The 26763-nt window shown below is 46.7% G+C and carries 26 protein-coding genes and 1 pseudogene; 18 read left to right on the top strand and 9 right to left on the bottom strand.

Annotation, left to right across the window (positions count from 1 at the left end; genetic code table 11):
* Position 1 precedes the first annotated feature (1 nt).
* Both P397_RS0109410 and P397_RS0109405 read left to right on the top strand, forming a co-directional pair.
* Positions 2 to 1222, top strand: a complete 1221-nt coding sequence (locus P397_RS0109410) for a cation:proton antiporter (RefSeq protein ID WP_028106331.1) — start codon at positions 2 to 4, stop codon at positions 1220 to 1222.
* Positions 1223 to 1323: 101 nt separating this feature from the next.
* Complete coding sequence (locus P397_RS0109405) at positions 1324 to 2247, top strand: NAD(P)-dependent alcohol dehydrogenase (protein ID WP_028106330.1); 924 nt, start codon at positions 1324 to 1326, stop codon at positions 2245 to 2247.
* 94 nt (positions 2248 to 2341) lie between these two features.
* On the opposite strand, the gene P397_RS17255 is transcribed toward P397_RS0109405, so the two are convergent.
* The gene (locus P397_RS17255) at positions 2342 to 2863 is read right to left on the bottom strand and encodes a dihydrofolate reductase family protein (protein ID WP_035414146.1); all 522 of its coding nucleotides are present in this window, start codon (positions 2861 to 2863) and stop codon (positions 2342 to 2344) included.
* An 84-nt stretch (positions 2864 to 2947) separates the two neighbouring features.
* Between P397_RS17255 and P397_RS0109395 the strand changes: the two genes are divergently transcribed.
* The 5 genes and pseudogenes from P397_RS0109395 to P397_RS17610 all read left to right on the top strand — a co-directional run bounded on the left by P397_RS0109395 (position 2948) and on the right by P397_RS17610 (position 8533).
* A complete protein-coding gene (locus tag P397_RS0109395; RefSeq protein WP_028106329.1) occupies positions 2948 to 3835 on the top strand; it encodes a helix-turn-helix transcriptional regulator in 888 nt (295 codons plus the stop codon).
* Between the two features lie 82 nt (positions 3836 to 3917).
* Positions 3918 to 5930 carry a Na+/H+ antiporter gene (locus P397_RS0109390; RefSeq protein WP_026833030.1) on the top strand — a complete coding sequence of 671 codons (2013 nt, stop codon included), beginning with the start codon at positions 3918 to 3920 and terminating at the stop codon, positions 5928 to 5930.
* Between the two features lie 352 nt (positions 5931 to 6282).
* Positions 6283 to 6501, top strand: a pseudogene (locus tag P397_RS18180) (transposase); the annotation flags it as partial.
* A gap of 269 nt (positions 6502 to 6770) precedes the next feature.
* A complete protein-coding gene (locus tag P397_RS0109385) occupies positions 6771 to 8006 on the top strand; it encodes an MFS transporter (protein WP_028106328.1) in 1236 nt (411 codons plus the stop codon).
* 5 nt (positions 8007 to 8011) lie between these two features.
* The gene (locus P397_RS17610) at positions 8012 to 8533 is read left to right on the top strand and encodes a winged helix-turn-helix domain-containing protein (RefSeq protein WP_051523961.1); all 522 of its coding nucleotides are present in this window, start codon (positions 8012 to 8014) and stop codon (positions 8531 to 8533) included.
* Between the two features lie 608 nt (positions 8534 to 9141).
* On the opposite strand, the gene P397_RS0109375 is transcribed toward P397_RS17610, so the two are convergent.
* The gene (locus tag P397_RS0109375; RefSeq protein ID WP_028106327.1) at positions 9142 to 10557 is read right to left on the bottom strand and encodes an NAD-dependent succinate-semialdehyde dehydrogenase; all 1416 of its coding nucleotides are present in this window, start codon (positions 10555 to 10557) and stop codon (positions 9142 to 9144) included.
* A gap of 189 nt (positions 10558 to 10746) precedes the next feature.
* On the opposite strand from P397_RS0109375, the gene P397_RS0109370 reads away from it, so the two are divergent.
* Complete coding sequence (locus P397_RS0109370; RefSeq protein ID WP_035414143.1) at positions 10747 to 12009, top strand: polysaccharide deacetylase family protein; 1263 nt, start codon at positions 10747 to 10749, stop codon at positions 12007 to 12009.
* A 119-nt stretch (positions 12010 to 12128) separates the two neighbouring features.
* Here P397_RS0109370 and P397_RS0109365 read toward each other — a convergent pair whose 3' ends face one another.
* Positions 12129 to 12641 (bottom strand): GNAT family N-acetyltransferase, encoded by a 513-nt coding sequence (locus P397_RS0109365; RefSeq protein WP_028106325.1) that lies wholly within the window; start codon positions 12639 to 12641, stop codon positions 12129 to 12131.
* Positions 12642 to 12762: 121 nt separating this feature from the next.
* A complete protein-coding gene (locus P397_RS0109360) occupies positions 12763 to 13110 on the bottom strand; it encodes a hypothetical protein (protein WP_028106324.1) in 348 nt (115 codons plus the stop codon).
* Between the two features lie 274 nt (positions 13111 to 13384).
* Between P397_RS0109360 and P397_RS0109355 the strand changes: the two genes are divergently transcribed.
* Together P397_RS0109355 and P397_RS0109350 are read left to right on the top strand one after the other, a co-directional pair.
* Positions 13385 to 14371, top strand: a complete 987-nt coding sequence (locus P397_RS0109355) for a hypothetical protein (RefSeq protein WP_051523959.1) — start codon at positions 13385 to 13387, stop codon at positions 14369 to 14371.
* Positions 14372 to 14395: 24 nt separating this feature from the next.
* Positions 14396 to 15385 (top strand): hypothetical protein, encoded by a 990-nt coding sequence (locus P397_RS0109350; RefSeq protein WP_028106322.1) that lies wholly within the window; start codon positions 14396 to 14398, stop codon positions 15383 to 15385.
* Positions 15386 to 15416: 31 nt separating this feature from the next.
* Here the strand turns inward: P397_RS0109350 and P397_RS0109345 are convergent, their stop codons facing one another.
* Positions 15417 to 16466: a phosphotransferase gene (locus P397_RS0109345; protein WP_028106321.1), complete on the bottom strand. Its 1050-nt coding sequence runs from the start codon at positions 16464 to 16466 to the stop codon at positions 15417 to 15419.
* Between the two features lie 155 nt (positions 16467 to 16621).
* Between P397_RS0109345 and P397_RS0109340 the strand changes: the two genes are divergently transcribed.
* The 3 genes from P397_RS0109340 to P397_RS0109330 are packed head-to-tail and all read left to right on the top strand — an operon-like array spanning position 16622 to position 19736.
* Positions 16622 to 17503 carry an ABC transporter ATP-binding protein gene (locus tag P397_RS0109340; protein WP_028106320.1) on the top strand — a complete coding sequence of 294 codons (882 nt, stop codon included), beginning with the start codon at positions 16622 to 16624 and terminating at the stop codon, positions 17501 to 17503.
* Positions 17500 to 18621: an ABC transporter permease gene (locus P397_RS0109335; protein ID WP_028106319.1), complete on the top strand. Its 1122-nt coding sequence runs from the start codon at positions 17500 to 17502 to the stop codon at positions 18619 to 18621. Before P397_RS0109340 ends, P397_RS0109335 begins: the two co-directional genes overlap by 4 nt.
* Positions 18618 to 19736, top strand: a complete 1119-nt coding sequence (locus P397_RS0109330; protein WP_028106318.1) for an ABC transporter permease subunit — start codon at positions 18618 to 18620, stop codon at positions 19734 to 19736. The genes P397_RS0109335 and P397_RS0109330 overlap by 4 nt, the downstream gene beginning before the upstream one ends.
* Before the next feature lie 70 nt (positions 19737 to 19806).
* Here the strand turns inward: P397_RS0109330 and P397_RS0109325 are convergent, their stop codons facing one another.
* A complete protein-coding gene (locus P397_RS0109325; protein WP_028106317.1) occupies positions 19807 to 20619 on the bottom strand; it encodes an SDR family NAD(P)-dependent oxidoreductase in 813 nt (270 codons plus the stop codon).
* A gap of 85 nt (positions 20620 to 20704) precedes the next feature.
* On the bottom strand, positions 20705 to 21472 hold the full coding sequence (locus P397_RS0109320; RefSeq protein WP_028106316.1) for an SDR family NAD(P)-dependent oxidoreductase: 768 nt from the start codon (positions 21470 to 21472) through the stop codon (positions 20705 to 20707).
* A gap of 120 nt (positions 21473 to 21592) precedes the next feature.
* On the opposite strand from P397_RS0109320, the gene P397_RS0109315 reads away from it, so the two are divergent.
* Positions 21593 to 22219 (top strand): hypothetical protein, encoded by a 627-nt coding sequence (locus P397_RS0109315; protein WP_028106315.1) that lies wholly within the window; start codon positions 21593 to 21595, stop codon positions 22217 to 22219.
* Here P397_RS0109315 and P397_RS0109310 read toward each other — a convergent pair.
* Positions 22201 to 23067 (bottom strand): LysR family transcriptional regulator, encoded by an 867-nt coding sequence (locus P397_RS0109310; RefSeq protein WP_028106314.1) that lies wholly within the window; start codon positions 23065 to 23067, stop codon positions 22201 to 22203. The two genes, P397_RS0109315 and P397_RS0109310, sit on opposite strands and share 19 nt — an antisense overlap.
* A gap of 142 nt (positions 23068 to 23209) precedes the next feature.
* On the opposite strand from P397_RS0109310, the gene P397_RS0109305 reads away from it, so the two are divergent.
* The 4 genes from P397_RS0109305 to P397_RS0109290 all read left to right on the top strand — a co-directional run bounded on the left by P397_RS0109305 (position 23210) and on the right by P397_RS0109290 (position 25981).
* Positions 23210 to 23566, top strand: coding sequence for an ArsR/SmtB family transcription factor (locus P397_RS0109305; RefSeq protein ID WP_028106313.1), 357 nt, complete (start codon positions 23210 to 23212; stop codon positions 23564 to 23566).
* Positions 23556 to 24068: an SRPBCC family protein gene (locus P397_RS0109300; RefSeq protein ID WP_028106312.1), complete on the top strand. Its 513-nt coding sequence runs from the start codon at positions 23556 to 23558 to the stop codon at positions 24066 to 24068. The genes P397_RS0109305 and P397_RS0109300 overlap by 11 nt, the downstream gene beginning before the upstream one ends.
* Positions 24069 to 24240: 172 nt before the next feature.
* Positions 24241 to 25533, top strand: a complete 1293-nt coding sequence (locus P397_RS0109295; protein WP_028106311.1) for a globin-coupled sensor protein — start codon at positions 24241 to 24243, stop codon at positions 25531 to 25533.
* A 13-nt stretch (positions 25534 to 25546) separates the two neighbouring features.
* Positions 25547 to 25981 (top strand): DUF4362 domain-containing protein, encoded by a 435-nt coding sequence (locus P397_RS0109290; RefSeq protein ID WP_028106310.1) that lies wholly within the window; start codon positions 25547 to 25549, stop codon positions 25979 to 25981.
* A gap of 45 nt (positions 25982 to 26026) precedes the next feature.
* Here P397_RS0109290 and P397_RS0109285 read toward each other — a convergent pair whose 3' ends face one another.
* Positions 26027 to 26668: a hypothetical protein gene (locus P397_RS0109285; RefSeq protein WP_028106309.1), complete on the bottom strand. Its 642-nt coding sequence runs from the start codon at positions 26666 to 26668 to the stop codon at positions 26027 to 26029.
* Between the last annotated feature and the right edge of the window lie 95 nt (positions 26669 to 26763).

Below are 26763 nucleotides of genomic sequence, written 5' to 3'. Positions count from 1 at the left end.
GATGGATCATTTAATATTTGAAGTTGGTACCGCGCTTATCTTAGTGGCGATCGCAGCATTGCTTGCGAATAAATTGAATTTTTCGATCATTCCGTTTTTAATCATTTTAGGAATGATCGTAGGGCCGCACGCTCCGACAATCGGGATACTAGACTTCAAGTTCATTGAAAGTGCAGAGTTCATCAGTTTTCTCGGACGAATCGGCGTCCTGTTCCTCTTGTTTTATCTCGGATTGGAATTTTCGATCGGCAAGTTGATCCGGTCGGGTAAATCGATCGTCACGAGCGGAACGATTTATCTCTCGATCAACTTTACCGGTGGTCTATTGTACGGCTTCATCGCCGGATTCCCACTCTATGAAGTGTTGATCATCGCCGGAATCATCACGATCTCATCCAGTGCCATCGTGGCGAAAGTCCTGGTCGATTTGCGCCGGACCGGGAACACGGAAACGGAATTGATTCTAGGTATCATCATGTTCGAGGATATCTTCCTCGCTGTCTACCTGTCCGTCTTATCAGGACTCCTGCTTGGCGGTGGAACCACGTTACTCGGTTCGTTAACCTCGATTCTGATTGCCCTCGGATATATGCTGTTGTTCTTCATCATCGCCCGCAAAGCGACACCACTTCTGAATCGGATGTTGAAGATCGCCTCGGACGAAGTCTTTATCATCGTCGTCTTTGCGTCACTGTTCTTCGTTGCCGGTTTCTCGGAAACGATTCACGTCGCGGAAGCGATTGGTGCCTTACTGCTCGGACTCGTCTTTTCAGAAACGGATCAAGGCGAACGGATTGAACATCTCGTCGTCCCGTTCCGCGATTTCTTTGGTGCGATCTTCTTCTTCAGCTTCGGACTGAGCATTGATCCGACGATGCTGCTCGATGCCGTGTGGCTCGCGCTTGGTGCCGTCGTCATCACGATTGTCGGGAACTACGTCGCCGGAATGATTGCCGGACGCAGAGCCGGACTGTCACACAAAGCGTCATCGAACATCGGTCTGACAATCGTCTCCCGTGGTGAGTTTTCAATCATCGTCGCGAATCTTGGGATTGCCGGCGGACTGATGGACATCCTGTCGCCGTTCTCCGCCTTGTACGTCTTGATTTTGGCAATCCTCGGACCACTGATGACGAAGGAGTCCAAACGGATTTATAACTTCATGAACGGTATCTTTAAATGGACGGAACCGAAACCGAAAAAGACTAAACCAAAAGCATGATGGCTGGCGTCTGTCAGGTAAAACAGATAGGCATCAAGCAGGCTTTCAAGGTTCCACTGTCGTATTCCTTTAAGTAACCAATCTGTACGAGGAGGGATACAATGAAAGCCGTCATTTGTACTGCTTATGGTCCGCCGGATGTATTGAAGTTACAAGAGGTCGAACAGCCTGTCCCGAAAGAATCTGATCTGCTGATTCAGGTACATGCTTCCGCCGTGCACTCCGGGGACCGGCGTCTGCGGGCGCTCGACGTCCCGGCAGCCGGAAAGCTCCCGATGCGTCTCGTCGTCGGATGGAACGCACCGAGACAGCCGATTTTAGGAGTCGTCTTAGCGGGTGAAGTCGTCGCGACGGGTCACCGGGTAAAAAACTTCAAGGTCGGCGATCGGGTCTACGCCCTGACCGGAATGCGTTTTGGCGGGTATGCCGAATATGCCTGTATCAAGGAAAACAAGTGTGTCCAGCAGATGCCGCGCAACGCAAGCTTTGCAGAAGCAGCCAGCCTTCCGTTTGGCGGAACGACCGTCCTGCATTTTTTCCGAAAACTGAACCTCGAGCAGGCGAAGACGATCTTGATCTACGGGGCGTCCGGAGCCGTCGGTTCAATTGCCGTCCAGATTGCGAAACAATATGGTCTTCATGTGACGGCAGTCTGCAGCGGGCGGAATGCGGAACTGGTCAAACGGCTTGGCGCGGATGTCGTCGTCGACTATACGACAGATGGTTACGACACTGAACTGGCAACATATGACGCAGTGTTTGATGCGTCCGGGAAGGTGGAGAAACGGGCAGCCCGGCAGCATGTCAAGGCGGACGGAGCGTTTCGTTCAGTCGCCGGACAAGGTGTCGCCCGGGCGCTGAAGGATGATTTAACCCTGCTGAATGAGTGGTTTGAAGCGGGGAAGATCCAAGCGGTCATCGATACGGTGTATCCGCTTGAGGAGATTGTCGCCGCTCACCGTTACGTCGATTCCGGACAGAAGCACGGCAATGTCATTGTGTCGGTTGCCGACGATCATGGCTGAACGGATAAAATGAAATACCGTTTTCAAGAAAAAACCTTTGAACACATGCATGAATCAACTGCATTGTTTCAAAGGTTTTTTTCTGTCTGGCAGGTCATTTCAAGACGTCATACGTTGCCATGATGAATTGTCCGGACGGACGGCAACCGGTCAGCCGGAAGCTGGTCTCAAGCGTCCCTTCCGGAAACAGCGGGATTCCACTGCCGAGGACGACCGGGGCGATCGCCAATTCGAGCTGATCAATCAGTTGCAAACGTAACGCTTCTTGAATCAATTCACCGCCGCCGACGAGCCAAATCTTACCGTCAATCGTCGGACTGATCCGGTCAATTAAGGCATCGAGCGGTTCATTCGTATAGATTGCGTGTTCCGATTGTTTGCCCGGTTGCCGGGTCAAGACATAGTTGTCGATGCTTGGGTACGGATACTCTTCGCTCAGCACCAAGACTTCGTCAAACGTCTTTCGACCCATGATGACGGCACCGACGTCTTCCATGAACGTCGCGTACCCATTGTCACCGTCGCCTTCGATGGCAAACAACCAATCGAGCGAATCGTTTGAACGGGCGATTTTCCCATCTAAACTGCAGGCGATATATAAAACGGTTTTTGTCATTGTAACTCCTCCTGTTGTTTGTTCTATACTTAGTCTACGGTATAATCATGACAAAAGATGTCGTAATTAAAGAGGGGATTTTTTATGAAAAGTCGTCATTTAAAAGTCATGCGTCTGCTGAACCGGCAACAACTGCTGACGGCAAGGGAGCTGGCTGACGCCTGCGGAGTTTCCTTGCGGACGATCCAGCGTGATTTGCTCGAACTCGAAGCGAACGGGTACCCGATTTACAGTGAACGGGGAGCAACCGGCGGGTACCGTGTCCTGCCGAACCGGTTGTTGCCGCCGCTCGCCTTACGGGAACAGGAAGCCATCACGCTGTTTTTGATGCTCGACTGGGTCGGACAGATTCCCGATTTGCCGTTTGGTGCGTTGCGGGGCAATCTTGCCGAATGGTATCTGCATGAACTGCCGTCTGATCTCGAAGCCAAGATGGACCGCTTAAAAGGACGGGTCCGCTTTGCGCGACCGGATACGCCACCGTCTCCTTTGACGCGTGACTTGCTGCGTTTGATGGAGGCGGAAGTCAAAGGCGAAATCACGTACGAGACGACAAGCGGTCGGCGGACAATCCTAATCGATCCGATCGGTCTGACGTTTGATCGCAACCGCTGGTATCTGCTCGCGCAGACGGACCGGGGGCTGCGCCAGTACCGGGTCGACCGGGTGGAACAGGTGCAACAGACGACCCTCCCGTCAGACCGGATGACGTTCGAAGAGGCCGACCAACACGGACAGGCAGGGGAACAGGTGACGGTCCGCTTGGAATTAACAACGCTCGGAGAACGATTGCTTGAAGGAATCCTGCCGCTGAATGAACAACGCACATGGTCGGTCTCTGTTGCTGAATTACCGTTTCTCGGCCGGCAATTGTTTGGGCTCGGTCGGGAGGTCAAGGTGTTGGAACCAACGTCACTGATCGACGATCTTCAAAACCAAGCGCACGCGTTGCTTGCGGCATATGACGATTGAAAAGGGGAGAATCCCCTAAGTCAGTGAGAAATTATGTTACGATATAACCAGAGAAACAGTGAAAGAATGGAAGGGGTTTTCTATGGAAACGTTATCACTGATTTTATTAATGCTTGCCTTAATCATCTTGACGCAAGTACTCGGGCATTACATTCGCTTCATCCCGACCGCCTTGATTCAAATTCTCGTCGGAACGATTGCCGCATTGTTAATCAGCGGGCTGAAGATTGAAGTCGAATCGGAATGGTTCCTGCTGTTATTCATTGCACCGCTCCTTTATAACGACAGTTCACATTTCCCGCGCGAAGAACTCTGGAAGATGCGGGCTGCGATTTTCGGAAATGCAATCGTCCTCGTGTTGCTGACGACGATCATCGGCGGTTACTTCATCAACTGGCTGGTGCCGGTGATTCCGCTCGCGGCAGCCTTTGCGCTTGCAGCGATTCTTTCACCGACCGATCCGATTGCCGTCAACGGGATTGCGAAACGGGTCCAGATACCGGAACAGATTCTCAACTTAGTCCGCGGAGAGTCGTTGATCAATGACGCGTCGGGACTGGTTGCCTTCAGTTATGCGGTCGCAGCGGTCGTCACCGGTTACTTTTCGATTCAACAAGCGACGACCGAATTCATCTACATGTTCGCCGTCGGAGCCGTCGTGGGTCTGGCGATCAGCATCGCAATGAACTGGTTGAAGATGAAATTACGCCGAACAGGGATTGAAGATGTCGTCTTTTATGCCTTGTTGCAAATTTTGACGCCGTTCATCATCTTCTTCGTCGCCGAAGAAGTTTTGCATGCCTCCGGTGTCATCGCCGTCGTTACGGGTGGGATTCTCCACGCCTTGATCAAGGAACGGACAGAAACGTTTTTTGCCCAGGAGCAGACGTTGACCGACAACATCTGGACGATGATTGCCTACATCTTAAACGGGATCATCTTCTTGTTACTCGGCTTGACGTTACCGGAAGCGACGCGGGAAATCTTTGCCGATGACGCAATCAACAACTGGCGCTTGATGTTGTTCGTCATTGAAATCGGTGGGGTCATCCTCTTGATTCGTCTGGTTTGGACGATGTTCTTCAATTGGTTCGACCACCGTTTCCTGAAAAAAGCGGATCATCAAAAACCGTCCTTTAAACAGGATGTCATCACGACACTCGTCGGCGTCCGCGGAACAATCACGATGGTCGGGGTCTTGTCGTTACCGTTCTTAACGAACTCGGGACAAGCGTTCCCGGAACGGTCGCTGATCATTTTCCTTGCGGCCGGCGTCATCATCTTCACACTCGTTCTGGCGACAGTCCTCTTGCCGCTGCTCAACCGCGGAGAGGCAGATGCCCAACCGGAACTGGATCTGAATTCGTTTAAACAACGGATGGTGACACGCGCCATCACGGAAATCAAGCAGGTCGTCAACGAAGAAAACTCGACCGTCGCCTTTGATTTGTTAAATGAATACCATGTCATGTTACGACTGTTACGGGCACAGGAGAAGAGTGAAGAAGAGTTGACTCACTTCAATGAACAACTGAAAAAACTGCGTCTCGAAGCGGTCCAGTGGGAACGTGATTTCACGAAACAGTTCCTTGCCGATCATGAGACACCGGACCAATTGAAAAAAGAAGTTTTCCGGTCAATCGACAACCGACGCGAAGCGATTGACAAAGAGGCACGGTTCAGGCTGACACAACCGATCCGGAAGATCCTTTGGAAACGGAGACGGTCGAACATGTCGTCCGACCAGTTGATCCGCCTGACACAAGTCGAGCACGAACTGTACGAACAGGTCATGGGTGAAGTCATCGCCCGGCTCGAAGGATGCCGCGGCGATTATCCGGTCGATGTCGTCCAAAGCGTGCTCGAATTCTACAAACGGTTACGCTTTAAGCATACCCGCTGGTCGTCACCGGTCGGCGGGAAAGCCGACGTCGATCAACAAAAAGAAGAACTCTGTTTACGGGCAATCGAAGTCCAGCGTCAAGAAATCGCTTCGATGTCGAAGGAAGGCGATTTGTCCGGAGAAGAAGAAAAAGAGTTACGCCGGTTCATTCACTATATTGAGAGTGTCGTTCTTTACGAGTATGTAGAATGAATGGAAATATAGGATTGACTTAAAAGTGAGGATGTCTCTTGATAAAAATGAACAAAAGGAGGGGGATTTCCGGAGTGTATCGGGGAATTTCCCTCCTTTTCCTTATGTGACACTGTGTGACGTACAGACGAAAGGTTTCGCTATTGAAAAGGTGGATTGTCAACACTAAATTAGACAATTTTCTTATGGAGTTGAACCATCTGTTGTTTGAATGAATCGCTAAAAATTCTTCGTTCCCATTTATTCATGAAGGTGATTCTCCTCTGCTGTTCATAATTTTCCTAAGTCTAATTGACCTTAAGGTTTATGTCCAACTAACTAGAGACCATCCACCTTGACAACGGATTAGGATAAGGAGTTCAGCTATCATGAACGGATACAGGACTACCTCGGTATCCCAATGTACTTCGCAGATCTATATTCTTCATAACAATGAAGAGGCAATGAGAACGCCAATGGTCTTCTATGTGAGTTCTTTTCAAAGGGAACGAACTTCGGAATGATAAGCTCAACAGAATTGAATCATGCGCTTTCTAGGATCAACAATTGACCACGAAAGCGTCTGGATTAGAAAACCGCATACGAGGTCTTCTCCGAAGAAGTGTTGCGCTTAATTTGACAAACCGTCGTGCTGCACTGTATCTTTCGGTGCTTTTTTTGTAGACAACTTCATATAATTTCACCTCCTAGTTTTCTGATAATTTAAATAATACATTTAATTTCAACAAATTTAAATAATTAGTTTTATCGAATAAAAAATTTTTATTTAAGTGATTGCATACACAAATTTAATTTGATAAATTTATTTTATCGATAAAAATAATTTTTTTGGAGGTATTTATGGATTTCATACAAGAACACAATGCAAAATACTTATTGGCTGGCCGCACTGCTTCGTCGTTGGGAGATAGTTTGTATCAAATTGCAGTCATCTGGTATATTTATGAATTGACAGGAAATACAATATTTACTGGAGCCGCGGTTGCTTGTATATCCATTCCACAAGTTTTCAATTTTTTATTTGGTCCACTCATTGATCGTGCAGACAAGAGAAAAATTTTAATAAACTCTCAGCTAATTCAATTTTTAATTATGGCTATTATCCCAATAGCTATTATATTGAACGTTGAAAATGTTTATTTAGTCTTTGTAGTTATTACGCTATTAGCTTTTGTAGAGAATTTTCAAGGTACGGCTGAAATGAGTATAGTCCCGTTAATAATGGAAAAAAAGAACATCGGACCATTTAATTCATTTAATAATAGTTTGCAAGAAATAATAAGTCTTATTATCACTGGAGCTTTTTCCCTTATCATCTTGTATGTGGGGATTAGAGATATTTATTTGTTCAATGCCGTTACTTTTCTACTTGCTTGTCTTTTTTTCACAAAAATTAAATATAGTAGTTCGAAAAAGAATGTAGTTAAAAATACGTTTGAGAAAGAAAATTCATCAGAATACAGAATTGATTTAAAAGAAGGCTTATCATATTTCATCTCTAGTAAACTACTAATTATTACGCTCCCATTTATGTTTGCTAATGGTTTGATCAGTGGAATAGGCGCCATTTTACCTGACTTTGCAAACTTTTTAGGTAACTCAAAGTACTACGGCTTTTTAATGTTTACTGTTTCAATTGGATTATTACTTGGTAGTATACTTAGTCCTCTATTTATGAAATTTAAAATAGGGACGGTATTCATATTTTTACCGCTAGCTACGGCAACTATATGGATAACTGCTCTTTTACAACCATTTTTAGTATTGACATTTATCTTATTAGGATTATCAATGGTTCCATTTGGTATAATGAATATTGTCTTTCTAACTCTCAATCAAAATGCAGTTGAAGAACGCTTTCTCTCTCGTGTACTTTCTATTAGTGATAGTTTTTTATTCATTGCTATTCCGATAGGAGCCGTTGCTATCGGGGTTATTGCATCTCACACGTCTCCCTTAATTACCATGTATTTAGGAGCGGGATCCTTTATAATTATAGGATTCTTCTACTTGTTAAATCCTAGTCTGAGAAATTTACCGACTATCGAGAATTTAAAATTGTATTCTAAGGAGTAAAATAAATGTCAAGTGTAAACGAAATAACAAAATTAATATTTGATGATATTTCTTATAAAATTATTGAGGAAACTGCTGATAAAACTTTAACGCGAAAAGAATTATCTAAAAAACTTGATATTCCTTCTTCGAATCTATATTACAAAATTAATAAGCTCTTAAATGTTGATGTTCTTCGAATCAAAGATCAGAAACAAATAGGAAATTTAATTGAAAATGGATACTCGAGCAACCATTTATTCACTGAAGAAATAGTGCTCAATAGAACTTATCTTCAAGACAATTTCGAGAGGTTTTTACATTATTATTTGTTAAGCCAAAAAAAAATGATTAATCTTTTGGAACAAGATTTGCAACAAGAGAGTTTTGAAGATAGCGTGAAAATTATCTTAGGAAGCGTTTCTTTGACCAAAGAAAAATGGGAAGATTTTCACAAATTGATAGAAGATTTTCTAAAAGAAAATGAATCTACTTCTCCAAATTCTTCAACAATAGATTTGACTGTAACAGCAATAAAAGAAAAGTGATAAAGTATTTTCATTAATTTCAAAGTGTTAGGTACTTTAATAGTGTCCTCGTTAATAGGGAGTTTTTAGCCATAAGAATCCATTTAAATTTTGGGGGATTTTATGAAGTATTTTGCATATATCTTTAGCTTATTTTCTGATGACTATATTGAACCCTTGGTAAAGACATATTAAGTGTTCATTCTACTAGTTAATATTTTTCGGAATATAAAAATTGGTTGCTCTCTTTGGATTAAACCCAAATGGAAATCACTTTTAAAGTGCATCCACTTGGGTTTTTCGTTTTCAGACCCCGGTATATTGTACAAATCTACTAGAGTAAAAAAGATATATTTCGTTGTGGATATTACAGGAGAAATGGTTATCCTTTTTGACCGTGTAAATCAAAAGCGTCCGACAATTGACGTGTCGTAAGACACGTCTTGCCCGAAGAGGAGTCATCTCTCACCTGCACTAGGGCTTCGCCCTGAACGTTTAGAAGTAGGAGTATTCTCGTCTAATTTTGATAAAAAAATTGAATAGAAATGGCCGATGATTCCGTGGAAAGAAGGAATCATCGGCCATTTTATTGGTTTTGAAACGACTTATAAGTTGGCCCGATTTTGTGATTAACCGAGTGACAGGTATTTGACTTCAAGATAATCCTCGATACCGTAGACACCGCCTTCACGACCGAGTCCACTTTCTTTGTAACCGCCGAATGGTGCTTGGGCAGCCGATGGTGCACCGTCGTTCAAGCCGACGATGCCGTACTCGAGTTTTTTACCGAGTTGAAGCGCTTCGTCAATTTTTTCCGAGAACGCATATGCCGCAAGACCATATGGTGTGTTGTTCGCACGTTCGATGACCTCGTCGAGTGTTTCGAAGACGGAGATCGGAGCGAGTGGACCAAACGTTTCTTCCTGCATGCAGATCATATCTTCCGTGACATTACCGAGCACGGTTGGTGTTACGAAGTAACCGACAGAGTCGTCAATCGTTCCGCCCGTTAAAATCGTTGCGCCTTTTGCGACGGCATCGTCAATGTGTGCTTTAACTTTGGCGACAGCCTTCGCATTGATCAACGGTCCGATTGTCGAATCGGCATCAAGACCGTTGCCGACTTTCAAACGGTTGACTTCGGCGACGAATTTTTCAGTGAAGGCATCAAGAACCGATGCCTGGACATAAAAGCGGTTCGTTGCGACACAGGCTTGTCCGCCGTTGCGGAATTTCGAGCGGATGGCGCCTTGGACGGCTTTATCGAGATCGGCATTTTCCGTGACGATGAACGGCGCATGTCCACCGAGTTCAAGCGACAGTTTTTTCATCGTATCCGCTGCTTGACGCATGATCAATTTACCGACCGCTGTTGAGCCGGTAAAGGTGATTTTACGAACACGCGAATCCGCTTGCCAGACACCGCTGATCGTTGCCGCGTCACCCGTCAAGACGTTGATAGCACCAGCCGGAATACCGGCTTCGATCGCAAGTTCGACGAGACGAAGTGCCGTATACGGTGTTTCTTCCGACGGTTTCAGCACGACCGTACAGCCGGCAGCGAGGGCCGGCGCGAGTTTCCGTGTAATCATCGCCGCCGGGAAGTTCCATGGTGTGATTGCCGCAACGACACCAACCGGTTCTTTTTCGACGAAGAGCCGTTTTCCGGGAACAGATGCCGGAATCGTTTCGCCGTAAATCCGGCGCGCTTCTTCTGCGTACCACCGGACATATTGATTGCCGTAGTCGATTTCCCCGCGTGCTTCGACGAACGGTTTCCCTTGTTCGCGTGTCATGATATCCGCCAGTTCATCCCGGTGTTCCTGAATCAACCGGTACCAGGCATCAATTTTATCAGCGCGGTCATCGGCTGTCCGCTGTGACCAGTCAACGAAAGCTGTACTTGCCGCATCGACGGCACGTGCTGCATCGTCAGCTGTGCTGCTTGGTACGTGTCCGAGTAATTCTTTTGTTGCCGGGTTAAAGACCGGAATCGTTTCTTCTGTGTTATACCAAACTCCATTGATTACGTTTTGTTCAATCATGTGTTGCACCTCCGTGTGTTTTCATTACGTCCCTTATTAAACACCCATCGGACCGGTTTGTGTACTTCCGCTTTGGATGGGGGACATAACGAACTGGAATGCCCCGGTAAAATAGTTAATCGACTGAATAATCGGGTAGGGATATAATTAAGAAGGGAAATCAGATTTCTAAAAAGGAGAGGGATAAAGATGAACAGCAAATGGATCGGACTTGGTCTTACTGGGATCTTGCTTGTCAGCGGTTGTGGTCAACCGACAGTCAAACCGGTAGTGAAACCGAAGCAGACGGGAACGGAACAGACCAAAAAGCGGCAAGCGACGGATGAGGCCTACATAGAGCAGGAACTGAAACGGGCGGACGGCATGGCCGCGCAGTATGATTACGGGCGGGCGATCCGGATTGTTGACCGGCTACAGACGGCGGAAGCGAAACAAAAGCGGGCAGAATACGTGGCGAAACAAGCAAAGCTCGTTCCGATCAAAGGCGGAACCGCCGTGCCGCATCTGTTTTTCCATTCGTTGATTGCGGAGCCGAAGCGTGCCTTTGACGGAGACCGGAAAGAGCGGGGTTATGACGATTACATGGTGACGCTCGGCGAATTTAAACGGATTCTGAGTGGACTGTACGAGCGGAACTACGTCCTTGTCCGACCGACGGATCTTGCTGCGTGGAAAGACGGACGGATGACAGAGACGGCACTCGCGTTTCCGAAGGGCAAGCATCCGCTCGTCCTGTCGCAGGATGACGTCAATTACTATGAATACATGACCGGTGACGGATTTGCGACGACGTTACGAGAACACAACGGACAGATCACAAACACGATGACCGGTAAAGCAGATGGGGCCTACGATCTCGTTCCGGTCGTCGATCAGTTTGTTGCGCAACATCCCGATTTTTCGTATCGCGGCGCCAAAGGAGTGCTCGGCATCACCGGATACAACGGTGTCCTCGGTTACCGGTCATCGTATGCCCAGTACGGCAAGTCAGCCAAAGTCGAACGGGCGCGTCAAGCAGCGAAAGCAACGGCAACCGCGCTCAAAAAAGACGGTTGGCAGTTTGCGAGTCACACGTACGGTCATATCTCAGTCGGGAAGGTCAGTCTGGCGACTATTCAAGCGGATACGGACCGTTACAACCGTGACGTCATGCCACTGATCGGGTCGACCCGCCAGCTGATTTATCCGTACGGCAGTGACATTCAGGACTGGCATGGGTACAGCGGCGACAAATACCGGTACTTGACGCAAAAAGGCTTCCGCTATTTTTATAACGTGGATGCCTCGCAGCATGCCTGGAAGCAGGCGGGGAAAGACTATTACCGACAGGCGCGGATCAATGTCGACGGAATCCGGCTCCGCCAAGCGATTGCCGGGAAGACCAACGTTTTGGATCCGTTCTTTGATGCGAAAACCGTTTTTGATCCGATGCGGCCGGTTCTTAAAAAATAGGCTCTGTTGCATTTGATTGCAATAGGTTCACAGGAAAAGGCACGAAACGCTGTTAGATAAGCGTTCGTGCCTTTTTAAATTGTTTCCAGATATTCATTGAAGAATGTTATTAAGTTAATTCATGTTTCTTTTGTCCATTCCATTAAAAGTGAGTCATGATTTAACTCTTTATTTTGCGTAAAACCGCATTTCTTATAACTTGAAATTGCTCTTTTATTATTTTTCTTAACGTCTAATACGACCTTTAAAGCATCTTTGTCATTCCAAAGATACTCCAGCATCATTTGAATCATCATGGAGCCTATACCTTTGCCCCATAATTGGGGTTCTCCAATAAATTGATCTATACCATAAATATTTTGATTTTTTGGAAGATCATATTTTTCCAAATCAATTTCTTGAATTTTATAGTACTGCATATAACCTATGGGTTCGCTTTTGTACTCTACAATACAAGGTGTAACATAATGCTCACCTTTAATTCTAGGAACATATTTATGTATTACTTCATCTAATTTGGAAGGTGGTTCTTCGTAGAATTCTAATACCTTCTGATTATTTAACCACTTCACCATTAAATAAAAATCATGAGAGGTCATCGCTCGAATATGTACATCAACATTTAATATCATACGGATTTCCCCAATCGGTTTTTTAGATTTCTCATCGAACTTAGTCGTTAAAGTAGCGAACATTCTGATAGTGCGGAGCCATAATTACTACAACTGAAAAAAGTAATGAAAGAGAAATTTTCTATTCTCTATTCATCACTTTTTCTAAAAGCCACTTTTTATTTTCTTTGTCTTTTACGATGATATAATCTTCCGTTCCCTTAACGGAATAGATTTTCGATCCGACCGGAAAGTAATTCGATTGATTATTCCCTTGAGGCATCTCATTGGCTTTAGTTTTCTTGATTATTTTGTTGATTTCTTCCCCAAGTTGCTTGGATGTATCCAATTGAGCTTCTGTTCCGTTATATTCTTTGTTATTCACCACTACAATCATCGCATAACTACCAGTGCTCTCTGTATCAGATTGACTACACCCAGCCAAGACAAATAAACTTCCACTTAATAAAATGACGAGTATTCTTTTCATATGAACTCCTCAAAATCATTATTTGTATAATTATAACATACGATAAATAAATAACCCTTTAATATGGAAATAATGTAAGGGGTAAACGCCTCATCGTAACTTGGGGCTATCTCACCGAAATGAATTTCAAAAAACAGATTGACCCATTTGATGATTCACAGCTCACCGTGTGCCATTAAATGGGTATTATTTGTATGAAGGGAACATAGCAAGTCTGAAATACGGGACTGTTGATGGAACCTTAATACGGTTCGTGTGGAGAGGAATGGAAAACATGCACACAGGCTACAAGCTGCTGATGGCAGCAACGATTGTCAGTTCTTCAATCGGTTTTAGTCAAGATGTCTCGGCACAACAAGACAGCTACCAGATCGCGTCGACAAGTTACAGTCAGCCGTTGACTCAAATTGAGACGTTCATCGGCAGCAAACGAATCGAGACGGTACGTTATACATTAGGCAGTGTCGACCGTCTGCATGACGGATTAATGTACAGCTCCTACGGTGACCGTGTCATTAACCTGAAAAACAGCAAGACGACACTCCAAAAAGTTGCCGACTCGCCACTGCGGATCACGAAGTATAAAAATGTCTATTACGCATTGTCCATGTCGAAGATCAATGAATTTTCGCTGACAAAATATACGTCTGATTTTAAAAAAATCGGCCAGACGAAAAGATTTGTCGGTCATGGGCGGGACATGATCGTAACCGGAGATAAATTGTATGTTCTGGCGAATAACATGAAAGCGGAAACGAATTCGGTTGAAATACATACGTTTGATACTAAACATTTTACGTCTCTCCATCTTGAGAAAATCAAGCCGATGGTTTTTGCGTTTCATTTCCGCCATGCCGGTAATGAGTTGAAAATTTACGGCAATAAAACAGAAGAAGGAGAAGAGTTGTCGATTGCGTCTTATGACTTGAAAAAACAACAAGGGAAAATCGTTTTGACATCCAAGCAACCCGTCATGTGGGTCAATGATACAAAAGCGTTATCGTCGACAAAGGATTTGGTGTTCAATATGTATTCGATGCTCGAAGTCGATCAAAAGACGAAACAGGTCCGGGTTCTGTACAGCAGTAAACAGGCACTGATTGACTATGCGTACGACAGCAAAACAAAAACCTATCACGTCCTCGAAGGGAATTTCGAAACAAGTAATTTCCGTGTCAAGACGCTGAACAGCAACTTCAAACCGGTTGCCGATTATAAGTTTCAGTCAACTGCCCGTATGATGCCGTTTCAGGTATTATGAAAAATTCAAGAAGGGGTGTAACTTATGCAAAAAGCTTATAAGCTGCTGATGGCAGCAACAGTTGTTAGTATGACTGTTGGATTCAATCACGCTGTAGCAGCGCAAAAAGATACCTATCAAGTCGTTTCAACAAGTTACGAACAGCCGCACACGACATTCGAGACCTATATCGGCAACAAAAAGATTGAAACAGTGCGCTATGCGCTGAAAGGCGCTGATCGTCTGCATGACGGACTGTTATACAGCTCGTATCATGACCGTGTCATCAATTTAAAAAATAGTAAGACGATCATCAAACAAATTGAGCCGGCAACGATGAGGATTAAGAAATACAAAAATGTGTATTACGTGATGAGCTTGTCGACAATCAATCAATTTTCACTCTCGAAATATACATTGGATTTCAAGAAAATCGGTGCATCAAAACGTTATACCGGCTTCGGAAAAGATTTGATCGTGACCGGTGACAAATTGTATGTGCTGGCAGATCATATGAAAGGAGTCGATTACTCGATCAAACTCCATACCTTTGATCCAACATCATTGAAGCCTCTCCAGCATGAGACCATCAAAGAATTAATCTATGCCAAGTACATTCGTCTAGCCGGTTCACAATTGAAGATTTACGGCATCCGTTCGGAAAAAAATGAAAAATTGACAGTCTTGTCGTATGACGTCAAAAAACAGCGTAGTACGAAAATGATGACAACGGATCAACATGTAAAAGGCGGGGTCGAGAAAACACAAACCCTTACAAAAGAAACCGAACTGATCTTTAATCAGGACCGGATGTATGAAATCAACCATAAGACGAAACAAGTCCGTGTCTTATATGATAGTAAAGATGATTTGATTGATTATGCGTATGATGCGAAAACGAAAACGTACCATGTCCTCGAAGAAATTACTAAAACGGCCGAATTCCGGGTCAAGACGCTGAACAGCCACTTTAAACCGGTTGCTACCTATCGCTTAAAACCATCCGACAGCGTCCGTCCGTTCCGTGTGTTATGAAGAAACAAGTCCCGTGACTTGTTTCTTTTTTTTAATTGCGTAATAGTCCGGAAAGTTGTTCACCTCTTGCACGGTATGTCTGCAAATGCAGCTGCAACTGCTCATAACCGCCCGGATTGTTTTTTGCATCGAACGCAAGCTGTTTCGTCCGTTCGACGAAATGTAGATTCATGCAGCCCAAGAGCCAAAGCAAGGCAGCCAGCCGCGGATCCTCTTCCGGCACGAGCATGGTCGGCGAATTATAGTGGGCCAGTAAAATTTTCGCTAAACGACCGGACACAGTATGCGATTCGATACTTTCCGTCCGGGCATACCATTTGATCAGCCAGGCCAAATCCTGCACGCGGTCGGTTGCGCCGATATGTTCGTGATCAACGATTCCGACGATTTGTTGACCCTGATTCCATAAGATATTGAGCGAATTTAAATCCGTCGAGATGACCGGTTGAAGTGAAGAAGATTTGTAGTGTCTTGCGGTGTCGAGATGAAATTGTGCTAGATTCAGATACTCCTGCAAGAAATTTCGGACCGGTTCCGGCATCCGTGAAATCGATAGCCGTTGTAAATCGCCGAGCCAACGCTGATAGGCAACCGTATGGTCAATGTATGGAAAACAGATATCGTGTTGATGCAGCGAAACATCATGCAATCGACGGGCTAACGTTCCCATCCGGGCCGCCGTATGTACTGTATTTGCCGTCACATGTTGTCCGTCCATCCAGTGAAACAGACAACATGTCCAATTTTGTCCGGACGGATCAGTGATTGTCGTAAAAAGACCATTCCGTGACGGCTCCACGCGCTCCATGAACGGAATACCATGTGCCCGCAGATAATCGGTGTACCGCAACTGTTTTGTAAGTAGATCCGGTGTAGAGTGGGACAAATCAGAATTGACATAACGCTTTTTTGGTAACAGACGAATCGAATAAGGACGTTCATCGACCAGGATTTTGTAGTGTAAATCTCCGTGTTTGCCGTAGATTGTGAAAGAGACGGGTTCAATTTCAAGGGATTGAAAGTCAAGACCGTAACTCATGACTGCCTGATTGATTAAAGTAAATGGTTTGGTCTGTTCCATAGTCAGAACTCCTTTCTGCATACGCTCTCATTTGAATTCAAAGAATACCCATTATAGCAAAAACATTTATTTGAAATCCATCACACTGAAAGATACAAATTTTGTATAATGTGTAAGATGCTAGATTAAATCATGAACGTAAGGAGTCAAATGGAATGAAGATTGAGATTCAGAACACCTCAAAAACATATCTGAATGGAAAAAAGGCATTGATGGATGCCAATATCACGTTAGAACCGGGCGTCTATGCGTTGTTCGGAGAAAACGGGGCAGGTAAGTCAACATTGATGAAGATTTTAGCAGGATTGCTTAAACCATCAACGGGTAAAATTCTTGTTGACGGACAAGAAATGTCGCCGCTTGCTGACGCGTACCGCGAAAAAATCGGCTATCTTCCGCAAGACACGCCAATCTACAGCAACTTTACCGCCGCTAAATTTTTAAGTTATCTCGCGACCGTCAAAGGTGTGCCAAAACAAGATGTCCAAACAAGCGTCATGTCCGCCCTCGAAGCGGTCAACATGACAGAACACGCCAATAAGAAGTTGAAAAGCTTTTCCGGCGGCATGAAGCGGAGAATCGGGATTGCCCAATTGTTGCTGAATGATCCGGAACTCTTGATCATTGATGAGCCGACAGCTGGCCTTGATCCAAAGGAACGGATTCATTTCCGGAATCTGATTGCGTCGATTGCCCGGAAGCGGATTGTTTTGCTGTCGACCCATATCGTTTCGGATGTCGGATCGATTGCGCGTGAAATCATTTTGATGAAGCAGGGACGCATCATCAAACAAGCCAATCCGTATGAGCTGTTGGATGAAATTGCGACTGAAATCTGGACCGTTGATGTGACGGATCAGGAATTGCTCGAATTACAAGACACGTATCAAATCGGATCAATCCAACAAACGCGACAAGGTAAAAACCGGGTCCGAATCATTTCAAGCCAAATGCCGCATCCGAAGGCGGCCCAAGATGAGCCGCAACTGGAAGACTTGTATTTGTATCATTTGGACGGACGGGGAAAAAGTGCATGAGCCGGTTGATTCGCTTTGAATTGTATAAACTCTGCACATCGATTCCTGCCATGCTGTTCATCGCCGCCTTATTGCTGTACTTGATGCCTTCGGTCTTTTCGGAAGAGGAAGCAAATGTCCGCGCGAAGTATGCAGCATGGGAGGGTCCGGCGACGGCAGAAACATTTAAGAAAATACATGACCGCGCAAATAAAATCAATGATGAAAACTATGATTTAAGTGGACAACCTGATTCCGTTGTTTCGTTTGAAAATAAAGCATTCGCCCACTTGTTTAACATTGAAGAAGCCCAAATTTTAAAAGCACAGGGGCTGGAAACTTTAACGAACGGATTGGCCAAATCGGGCTTTGAAGAACGGGATCGTGCCTTACATACCAGTCTGTTGGAACAAATCAATCTGGACACGATCCAGTACCACATCCCGGCAGAAAAAGCAGTAACGTTTACGACTCAAGCCGGCGTTGCTGTCCTGCTGTTCCCTTTGCTGTTACTGATTGCTTTCATCTATTCCAAAGAACGGGTTTCGGGCGTCGATCAATATCAACTGCCCGCTGTGAACGGTCGAACGAAGTTACTGACGGCAAAACTGCTTGCCGGATCGATATTCCTGACGGGCATCAGTCTAGTAGTACATCTCGGGATTTTGTGTCTTGCCTGGTATCGTTTTGGAACGATTGATTGGTCCGCTCCGATGCAAGTGATGGAGGGTTTGACCAATTCACCGTATCCGTTCTCCATCGGACAATACTGGTTGGTATCGTTTGGTTATCAGACATTTGTATTAATCGTGCTTGGCATTTGGGTGCTCGCAATCTCATTTTTCGTCAAAACGGCGATTCATGCGATTCTCTGGTCGAGCATTTTAATGGGTGTCCCGCTTCTTTACCAATTTGTGATTTCGGGCACCTTCTTTCCGGAAACAAAAGTTTTTGAGCAAGGGATTTTATTTTTTCCGAGCCGCGCCTTGTTGACCGGAGAAGTGTTTAAGACGTATCAGACCATCAATCTCGGAATTCCGCTGTTACTGCCGGCAGCTATTCTGCTTGTGCAGGTGATCGTGACCCTGATTGTATTGAAGGTTCTTTATCAAACTAGTCGAAAGAGGCAAGTCGTATGAAAAAATCAGACAGTACGTTGCGGGAACTTGTCCGCTTTGAGTTTTACAAGTTGTTGCAGCAACGTTTTTTATGGTTATTGTTGCTGGTCATCCTGATTGCCGGATTGTATTTTTCCGTTCAACGCATGGGATGGCCGTGGGCGGATCGCGTCAACACAGGTTTTGAAGGAGAACTGACTTCAGAAATGATTGCGCGTGCGGAAGCCGGGAGTGAAGCCTATGTCAAAAAAACGGATCCGACGGCAGAAGAAAAGAAACAAAATGCTTCCTATCATAACGTGCTCGAGGCTGCATCGGCTTATGACAAGCAATCTAAAGATGTCTCTTTGCTCCGTCAGGAAGGAGAGGAGGCATCAACTGTATATGAAAAACGGCAACTCTCATTACAAGCTGATTTGACCGAAGCGATTGATTATCGTCCGGTCGGAAACTATCAAACGTTTGATCAATTGCTGACGTTTTCAGGAACCGGTGGATATGCGTTGTTGGCAGTGGTTCTGATTCTCGGAACAGCCGTCAGTTTTTCCAGTGAATATCAGACCGGTGTTGCGGCGTATCTTTATTCCTCACGGCATGGGAGAAAACAATTGTTGACAGCCAAGCTGATGGTATCCATCGCACTGGTAACGGGGACGATTCTAATCTACAATCTGGTTCAACTGCTGTGTTTCTTCCGCGGGCATTCCGGTTGGGAGATTCCGATTCAAGCGGCTTACGTCAACTCACCGTACCCGCTGACGTTCGCTGAATTATACGGGATTTCCATCTTGTATCAGTGGGTGATTGCCGTTTCGCTTGTCATCGTCCTGTCGTTCCTGTCGATGTTGATCAAACAGACAGTGGTCGCTGTATTCCTCGGTGGACTCATCGTCGGCGGACCTTTCCTGATTGAAACGGTTCTGTTTAATACAGAAACACCGGATTTCATGTTGAACCTGATGAAGTTCACACAGGGACAAGCTCTAAGTGTTTACGTTTTGTTCCGGGAGTATGTGACGGTCAATGTCTTCGGTTATCCGGTCTTGTTGCCGATTGCCGTCCTCGTTGTCACACTTATCACGACACTCATTCTAATCAAACTGATGTACCGGGTAATTGGCCGGAGAATGGCATAATGAAATACAAGAAGGTTCGGCTGTCGCGAGACCAAGCCGAACCTTCTTGTGTAAATCGATAAAAGTTTACTTATAATCCAAATGAAGCCGACTGCGAACCGTCTTGATCCGAGAAGCCGTAGTCACGGGCGAGTTCCGAGACGAATAAGGCTTGACCGGTCCGTTGCAGGATATCCGGATCCTGTGCCAGAGCGACGACAGCTCGTCCGACGTAAGCGGTGGTCTCGGTTGCCTGGTTGCCGAATCCTGCGTCCACGACTCGTTCCGTCCGCATGAAACCGGGGCAAAGGGCGACGGCTGCGATTCGTGCCGTTCGAAGTTCCTGTCCCATGACACACGTCATCCGGTTGATCGACTGCATCGCCAAATCGTAATACAAGTTGCCGGCCGCTTGATTCGGACTGAACGACGTCAAATTAACGATCAATGCAGCCGGACTTTGTTCAAGCAACGGAACAGCCGCCCGTGTCGTCAGCAAATAGGCTTTTGGTCCGGCGACCATCATCGCGTCCCAGTGTTCCGGCGGACGTTCCCAAAACCGTTTGCCCTGTCCGGGAGGAAGCGAAGCTTCCGAACCACCGAACACACTGTTGACGAGCAGATCAATCCGACCGTGCTGATCGTGAATCTGTTGAACCAATCGGGCAACATCATCCGGATCCGTATGGTCACAGCGGACCGCAATTCCGTGACCACCGCGAGCCGTGACACCGGCGGCCGTCTGTTCAATTGTTTCCGGACGATCGTCGGTGGAGCTTTCCTGTGTACTGCGTCCGGTGACGTAGACGGTTGCTCCGGCTCGTCCGAGTTCATAAGCAATGCCGCGACCGGCACCCCGTGAAGCACCTGTGACAACAGCAATTTTACTTTTTAAAGCACCCATACAGATTTCCCACCTCACTTTAAAAATAGGACATGACAGAAAAAAGGGACTTTCGATCAAGATCGGAAGTCCTTTTTGTCTCGCCTTAAAAGCCTTTAATCGTCATCCCACCGTCCACGAATAACGTTTGTCCGGTGACGTATGTTCCGGCATCCGACGCGAGAAAGACAGCCGGTCCGACGAGTTCCGTCAATTCACCGACCCGTCCGAGCGGTGTCACGTCAACGATGTCCTGCAAATAAGCGGGATCAGCGAGTAACGGTTCCGTCAGCGGCGTCTTGAAATACCACGGACCAATCGCATTGACACGGATGTTTTTCGGACCCCATTCAAGCGCGAGGACTTTTGTCATCTGAATCAAAGCTGCTTTTGTCGTCGCGTAGACAACGCCGGTCCGCAACGCGACATGTCCTGCGACCGAAGCGATGTTGAGAATACTGCCACCTGTGTCCTGCATCCGACGGCCGATTTCCTGTGAAAACAGGAAGGCCGATTTTAAGTTCGTTTGTTGAATCGTTTCCCACTCATCTTCCGTGACATCCAGTGCCTTCGAGCGGATATTCATCCCGGCGTTGTTGACGAGCACATCGATCCGGTCGACATATGTATAGGCACGGTCGACCGTCGCTTGGACCTGCGTCCGGTCCGTCACGTCACACGTCAAAACAAAGGCGCGCCGACCGAGCTGTTCGATTTGTTTCGCTGTTTCCTGTAAGTCGGATTCGGTCCGGGCAACAAGCAGGACATCCGCTCCGGCTTCCGCCATCCCGATGGCGAGAGCACGACCAATTCCGCGTCCGGCACCGGTCACGAGAACGGTTTTTTGATCCAGTCGAAAAGAAGGTAAATACATACGATCACATCCCATCTGACAGTGTAGTTTCACTGTACGCTGAAATTGACTGAAAAGAAAGAAAAATACTGATGAACAAACAAGCTTTATGTTATTATTTGGTAAAAAAGGAGGGGCAATATGCAACGGAAGCTCGGACTGATGATTCTCTCCGTTTTAGTACTGGCTGCATCGCTGGTTGCGTTTGAACGTTATGTTTATAAGACATACATCTATAAACCGGCGGATTATGAATTCAACTATCAGATCGAACCGCGTAAAGGACTGAAGGCGCAGACGATTAAAGTTAAATATTTTCCGAGCGGTCCAATGATCAAAGGGACCTCCTTGTTCTTGCCCGATATCTTGGTACCGGTCGGAGCACTGGTCGCAGCCGGATTATCCGTTTTTGTTTTTCGTCGGTTATCCAGATACCGCTGGCGTAAACAGACGCTTGATCCAACGGAAGAAGGGGATCCGCAGGTTTTGCGAACGGTCCCGGTTCCATCTATCTGGCGTCCGCAAGCAAAACAAACGGACTCCGTGTCCGAAGTCCGTCACTTGATGTTGTCGTTTGACCGGCAATTGCCTGACGTCTTAAAGCGCCGCCCGGAAGAAACCCTCAAGGACTGGCATGACCGGATTGATTTGACGATTGATCCGATGCTGTATCATGTTGTCCGATACGGTGAAATTAACGAGCAGATACTCGACCGTGCCGATATCGACACACTTCGGATCCGACTGGATCAACGGTTACGGGGATGACCAATCAGGCGGAGTAACGTCTGGTGGTGTTCTGTATCCCGCGTCACAAGCGACAGTTCGCGTGTCACGTCGAAGCCGGTGATCGGCAGGGTTCGGATTTCCGGAGGAAGACCATCCTGGAAGATGGCCGGTAAAATCGCAATCCCGAGTTTTGCCCGGATGAATCCGAGGACGCTTGAGCCAAATTCCATTTCTGACGCGATGGTATAGGTCGCGCTGCGCTCAGCGAAAGCCGCCTTTAAGATGTTCGTCGAGTCACAGTCGATTGGCAACGACAGGAATGACGAAGCTTCAATCTGATCAAAGCGGACGTCGACACAGCCTTCAAACCGCTCGTCGGCTTCGTGGAAGTACAGTAAAAATGGTTCCGTATACAGGTGCGTCGACGGATACGGATGGTCAATCTGCCGGTCGTCGAGCAAGACGGCATCGTACTGATGCTGCTCCAGCCCGGCCATCAGCTCGATGTACGTATGGGCCGTCTTGATCTTGAGTTCCGGACCGTCCACCGATGGATGGTTGGCAAAGTGTTGCGGCAGGTAAGACATGGCGACACTCGGCCAGGAACCGAGGGTAAACGACGTCTGTCCCTGCAATTGATCAATTTGCCGTTGCATCTCGTCGAGCTGTTCGATGATCCGCTGTCCTTCTTTAAACACGATGTCTCCTGCCGGGGTCAACGAAACACCGCTCGTCGTCCGGGTGAACAGGGCAGTTCCGACGGTTTGTTCAAGATTTTTGATTTGTTTACTGAGCGCAGGTTGCGTCATGTGCAGCAACTCGCTCGCTTTCGTCAGACTGGATGTTTCCGCCGTGACATGAAAGGCTTCAAGCCATTCGGTTTTCATCAGAATTCACTCTCTCTACATGTTATTCTGTCTTGACGATACTGTACGTCAGCTCGCAAAGACAACTTTTCCGCTCAATTTTATATATTCCTTGTTTGGAATATTCCTTAAAGGGTATATAGATACAGAAGAGGTGGAAATCATGTCAGATGGGCTTGCACGAACGTTATTTGCTTTATCCGATGCCAATCGATTGAAGATCGTTGAACTGTTGAAGACGGGTCCGTTACCGGTCGGTGAAATTGCGGTGCAACTGCAGTTGAATCAACCACAGACATCGAAACACTTAAAGGTTTTGCTCGAAGCGGACATTGTCCGGATGGAGCCGGTCGCGAACCGCCGGATCTATCATTTAAGGACGGAAGTCTTTCAAGGCATCACTGCATGGAGTCAATCGTTTGAACAGCAGATGGTCAGTCGGATGGTCCGGCTTGAAGCGTACTTGGAACAGCAGCAGAAATCAGTCGATTCAGAAGGAGTGAATAAAGATGGAGGATAAATTAAAAACGACGGTGGATGGTTCCGTCCTACAAATGGAATGGACATTTGCCGCCCCGCGCGAGATGGTATTTGCCGCGTTTACGCAAAAAGAACAACTCGAAGCCTGGTGGGGACCGGAGGGTTGGGAGACGGAAATTACGACATTCGACTTTGTTGAAGGCGGTATCTGGCATTACTGCATGCGTTGCAAGGATCCCGCACAAGGCGATTTTTACGGAATGGAGTCATGGGGCAAAGCGATTTTTCGGCAGATCGACGCGCCGCATCGTTATGCCCACGCCGACTATTTCTCGGACGCGTCAGGGATGATTTCGGAGGAATTACCGGGCAGTGAAAACGAGACAACGTTCGAAACCGTCGGCAATCGGACCCGGGTGGTGTTCCGGTCTGACTTTAAAACGGAGGAAGCGGTCAAACAAGTTCTTGAGATGGGGATGAAAGAAGGGTTTACGTCACAACTCCAACGTCTCGACGACTGGCTGGTACAACGAACCATGTGAGGCATTACTAAACGATCCGTCGACAACGGATCGTTTTTTGCTATCAAGGATACGGGAAATGTATTTTCTGACAAGTTATCATAATTATGGGTTTTTTAGAGTGAAAACGCTTTATTTTTCGTTCGGAGAAACCGTTATACAAGAAGAGATGACTGAGAAGGAGTGCAACGAGATGAAATGGTGGTCAAAGCAACAGGAGATGACGTTCTCAGAACGGATCGTTCAAGAACGTGATTTTGTCCGATTAGAAGCTGGGACTGGATTGACCGAACAACTTCAATTGATTGATCTGACGGTCGAAGATTTACAAATTGTCCGTTTGATTCGTCACGATGTCGCGGACTGGATGCCACAAATGGTCGACGCCTTTTATGCAGAACTGGTCCGGGTGCCGGAACTGAAACAGCTGATCGAACGGCACTCGACACTGGAGCGTTTAAAAGGAACACTTGCCAAGCACATCTTGCAGATGTTTGACGGACAAGTGACGCCGGAATATGTAGCGGTCCGAAAACGGATTGCCGATCGTCATGTTCGGATCGGCTTACATAATAAATGGTACATTGCTTCGTTTCAAAAGGTGTTGAACGTCTTCAGTCAACAAGTTGAGGCAAGCACGGTGCCCCAGTCGGAACAAGTGCGGATTGTCCGGTCGGTCGGAAAGCTGTTTAATCTCGAACAACAAATCGTGCTGACGATGTATGAAGATACGATCGAAAACGAGCGGCAGATGGTCACGGATGCAAAAGTCCGGATCGGTCAAGCCGTCCAAAAATCGACGGAAGAATTGGCGGCGATGAGTGAACAGTCGTCGGCGAGTTTTCAAGAGATGGAACGGCATGCCCAACAGGTTTCGCTGACAACGGGAACGATTGCGACGCAATTAAGCCAAGCCGCAAAAGAAGCAGAGGATGGCGTCGATTTGGTCGAATCGGAAACCAAACGGTTTGAGCACGTCGTCGCTGAGATGACACAGACGACGGAACAGATGACGCAACTCGCTTTTTTATCGCAAGAAATCGAACGAATTGCCGGAATGGTCACGGCCATTTCCGATCAGACGAATTTACTGAGTCTGAATGCTTCGATTGAGGCAGCCCGGGCGGGGGAGATGGGGCGTGGTTTTACTGTCGTTGCACAGGAGATCCGTAAGCTTGCCGAAGAGAGTAAACGTTCCGCCTCCGAAGCATCAAGTATCGCGCAGGAAATCACCTCCAAAATGGGACAAGTCTCACAGCGGATGAACGGAACAGAACAATCAGTCGTGCAAACGACGGAGGAACTGACACGTGTTGTCCATGCCTTTACGACAATCTCCCGTCAAACTGTTGATGTTTCAAAACAAATCGTCAGCTTATCGCAAGACACGGAGCAAGTCGCGGGAACGATTGAAGGGATGCGACGGATTGCCCAGTCGATTGCCGAAACGGCAGATGATTTACAAACTGTTGCGACGACACTCTAAAGGAGGAAAAGGAATGAATAGGCGTGGGCTTGCCGTAATTGGTTTTTGTTTGTTGACGTTAGGCGGATGCGGGAAAAGTTATTCTATGGAGGAAGCCGTCAAAAACGGAGACATCGTCACGACACCGGAGCAGCACCACATGGATCGATTTGCGACGTTTCTGAAGCACGTCGACGAAAAAGAGAAGGACACGATCCGGATTACGAATTATACGACGGAAGGGGATGCAATCCTCGAGGACGTCAGCTATGACGGCAAACGGTTCACGTACTCGCTTGATTCGTCACGCGACGCATACGGTTCGCAAACGGACGACCGGAACAAGGAAATCTGTCAAAATCTCGAGAAGCGGACGGAAAATGAACGGTCCGTCGTCTTCTTGACCGACTGCGAAGAAGGAGAGGACCATGAAATCCTCGTATCAGATGTTGCAGAATCAGAACAATGAAAAAAACGGTTGATCCTCCATTTGCGTGAGGATCAACCGTTTTTTTTAACGCGACTCTTCCAGGATCCGTAATGCTTCGCGCCAGCTCGTGAATCGTTCAATCAGCAACGTCAACGAGGGCAGTTGCTGCTTACGGGCGAAGCGGACATAATCCTGACTCGTTATCGCCGGTCCGATTTTCTCATAGGCTTGGCGCAAGGCGTTTAAACAGTCCTCGTCCGAGTAAAAGCCGTTTGAGGACAATTGAAAGTGTGCCAATGCCTGTTTCCAGGTGCCGTGGTGGCGGATGATCGTGTTCGCACTCATCATCTGTGGATGGGCGGTCCGCAGTTCGGAGTAGGACCGGATGGTCACACGGGAGCCGCACGTCTCGACGTAAAAAGCAATGCTTTCTTCGACGGTCCAACGTTTTCGGGACGGAGATGATTTGGAGCGGTTCAGCGTCAAACGATCGCGGTTTGATAAATCAATCGGTTTGACGATACCGGCTTGTTCCAGTAGTTTTGTCCAGGATCCAAACCGTTGTTCAATTTCCTCTAGAGAAGGATAGGGTAAATAAGTTGCCAGCTTTTGATAATGGGCCGCTTTCATGGGTGTCGTATGTAACTGATAAAGGCCTTGGATCAATTGAATGATCTTTTGATTCGTTGTCGAGGTGGAAGTGGATGTATGCGTGGTCTGTCTCATCAAGAAGTCTCCCTTAGTGGATGGTCGGAACATAATGTCGCTAGTGTACCATCTCGACGTAACGGAGTGAACTAACAAAATCGTAAGGTTCGGCC

Origin of the sequence: Exiguobacterium undae DSM 14481 (assembly GCF_000620805.1) — a bacterium.
Taxonomy (GTDB): Bacteria; Bacillota; Bacilli; order Exiguobacteriales; family Exiguobacteriaceae; genus Exiguobacterium_A; species Exiguobacterium_A undae.
The sequence above is the reverse complement of the archived record's forward strand: the minus strand, read 5'-3'. Positions and strand labels throughout refer to the sequence as shown.

Bases quoted from the DNA above. Each gene is read 5' to 3' on its own strand.
- P397_RS17610 (WP_051523961.1), top strand. From the start codon at position 8,012: ATGTCAAGTGTAAACGAAATAACAAAATTAATATTTGATGATATTTCT.
- P397_RS0109390 (WP_026833030.1), top strand. From the start codon at position 3,918: ATGGAAACGTTATCACTGATTTTATTAATGCTTGCCTTAATCATCTTG.
- P397_RS0109365 (WP_028106325.1), bottom strand. From the start codon at position 12,641: ATGATATTAAATGTTGATGTACATATTCGAGCGATGACCTCTCATGAT.
- P397_RS0109355 (WP_051523959.1), top strand. From the start codon at position 13,385: ATGCACACAGGCTACAAGCTGCTGATGGCAGCAACGATTGTCAGTTCT.
- P397_RS0109370 (WP_035414143.1), top strand. From the start codon at position 10,747: ATGAACAGCAAATGGATCGGACTTGGTCTTACTGGGATCTTGCTTGTC.
- P397_RS0109410 (WP_028106331.1), top strand. From the start codon at position 2: ATGGATCATTTAATATTTGAAGTTGGTACCGCGCTTATCTTAGTGGCG.
- P397_RS0109330 (WP_028106318.1), top strand. From the start codon at position 18,618: ATGAAAAAATCAGACAGTACGTTGCGGGAACTTGTCCGCTTTGAGTTT.
- P397_RS0109310 (WP_028106314.1), bottom strand. From the start codon at position 23,067: ATGAAAACCGAATGGCTTGAAGCCTTTCATGTCACGGCGGAAACATCC.
- P397_RS0109385 (WP_028106328.1), top strand. From the start codon at position 6,771: ATGGATTTCATACAAGAACACAATGCAAAATACTTATTGGCTGGCCGC.
- P397_RS0109325 (WP_028106317.1), bottom strand. From the start codon at position 20,619: ATGGGTGCTTTAAAAAGTAAAATTGCTGTTGTCACAGGTGCTTCACGG.
- P397_RS17255 (WP_035414146.1), bottom strand. From the start codon at position 2,863: ATGACAAAAACCGTTTTATATATCGCCTGCAGTTTAGATGGGAAAATC.
- P397_RS0109395 (WP_028106329.1), top strand. From the start codon at position 2,948: ATGAAAAGTCGTCATTTAAAAGTCATGCGTCTGCTGAACCGGCAACAA.
- P397_RS0109405 (WP_028106330.1), top strand. From the start codon at position 1,324: ATGAAAGCCGTCATTTGTACTGCTTATGGTCCGCCGGATGTATTGAAG.
- P397_RS0109285 (WP_028106309.1), bottom strand. From the start codon at position 26,668: ATGAGACAGACCACGCATACATCCACTTCCACCTCGACAACGAATCAA.
- P397_RS0109320 (WP_028106316.1), bottom strand. From the start codon at position 21,472: ATGTATTTACCTTCTTTTCGACTGGATCAAAAAACCGTTCTCGTGACC.
- P397_RS0109305 (WP_028106313.1), top strand. From the start codon at position 23,210: ATGTCAGATGGGCTTGCACGAACGTTATTTGCTTTATCCGATGCCAAT.
- P397_RS0109335 (WP_028106319.1), top strand. From the start codon at position 17,500: ATGAGCCGGTTGATTCGCTTTGAATTGTATAAACTCTGCACATCGATT.
- P397_RS0109315 (WP_028106315.1), top strand. From the start codon at position 21,593: ATGCAACGGAAGCTCGGACTGATGATTCTCTCCGTTTTAGTACTGGCT.
- P397_RS0109290 (WP_028106310.1), top strand. From the start codon at position 25,547: ATGAATAGGCGTGGGCTTGCCGTAATTGGTTTTTGTTTGTTGACGTTA.
- P397_RS0109360 (WP_028106324.1), bottom strand. From the start codon at position 13,110: ATGAAAAGAATACTCGTCATTTTATTAAGTGGAAGTTTATTTGTCTTG.
- P397_RS0109295 (WP_028106311.1), top strand. From the start codon at position 24,241: ATGAAATGGTGGTCAAAGCAACAGGAGATGACGTTCTCAGAACGGATC.
- P397_RS0109340 (WP_028106320.1), top strand. From the start codon at position 16,622: ATGAAGATTGAGATTCAGAACACCTCAAAAACATATCTGAATGGAAAA.
- P397_RS0109300 (WP_028106312.1), top strand. From the start codon at position 23,556: ATGGAGGATAAATTAAAAACGACGGTGGATGGTTCCGTCCTACAAATG.
- P397_RS0109375 (WP_028106327.1), bottom strand. From the start codon at position 10,557: ATGATTGAACAAAACGTAATCAATGGAGTTTGGTATAACACAGAAGAA.
- P397_RS0109350 (WP_028106322.1), top strand. From the start codon at position 14,396: ATGCAAAAAGCTTATAAGCTGCTGATGGCAGCAACAGTTGTTAGTATG.
- P397_RS0109345 (WP_028106321.1), bottom strand. From the start codon at position 16,466: ATGGAACAGACCAAACCATTTACTTTAATCAATCAGGCAGTCATGAGT.